At 41.5% G+C, this 674-nt stretch carries 1 protein-coding gene; it reads right to left on the bottom strand.

Features of this window, described 5'->3' with window-relative positions:
* Positions 1-674 (bottom strand): PKD-like domain-containing protein (locus tag GXM17_RS21450; protein ID WP_341872917.1); only part of this gene is annotated, 674 nt, incomplete at both ends.

Below are 674 nucleotides of genomic sequence, written 5' to 3'. Positions count from 1 at the left end.
ACCGGCGAGGACCAATACGTAAAATCGTAACGCTTCATCGGCTGAGAAGATCGCTTGTAGATGATTGATCCAGAGTTAACTGAAGCATTATTAATCTGAACAAGGCTGGCATTGTTCTCAAATGTTAAGGACCCATTAACTGTTACTTCATTGGTAATCGTTAATGTTCTTCCGGATGGTACTGTCGCAACTACACCGGTATTAATTGTCAAAGCACAAGCTGTTAAATCTGCCGCAAAAGGAGAGTCTGGTGTTACTGCATCTATTATAACATTCATAGAAGCATTAGGAGGTACTCCTCTGCTCCAGCTGCTCCCGTTCCACGTATTAAAATTATCGAAAATAGTAACAGTACTACTAAATCCAGAAGGGCACCCATTGGAATTAGTTACGGTGAAAGTATAAATACCGGCTGATAAGCCAGAGATAGTTGTAGTTGTTCCGGAGCCAGATGTAAGAACTGTAGAAGGTGTGCTTGCTATTGTCCAGCTGCCACCCGGTAAATTTTCTAAAACTACGCTCCCTGTACTTGTTGTACAATTTAGATGGGTTATCGTACCTATTGTTGGAGGAGCTGGTGTAGGATTTACTGCAACAACCAAATTATATGGCGTACCTGAACAGCCTGATGCTGATTTTGGCGTTAAGACATAAGTGACATTTATAGCTGAAGA

Source organism: Flavobacterium fluviatile (assembly GCF_010645065.1).
Taxonomy (GTDB): domain Bacteria; phylum Bacteroidota; class Bacteroidia; order Flavobacteriales; family Flavobacteriaceae; genus Flavobacterium; species Flavobacterium fluviatile.
This window is presented reverse-complemented; position numbering and strand designations above follow the sequence as displayed.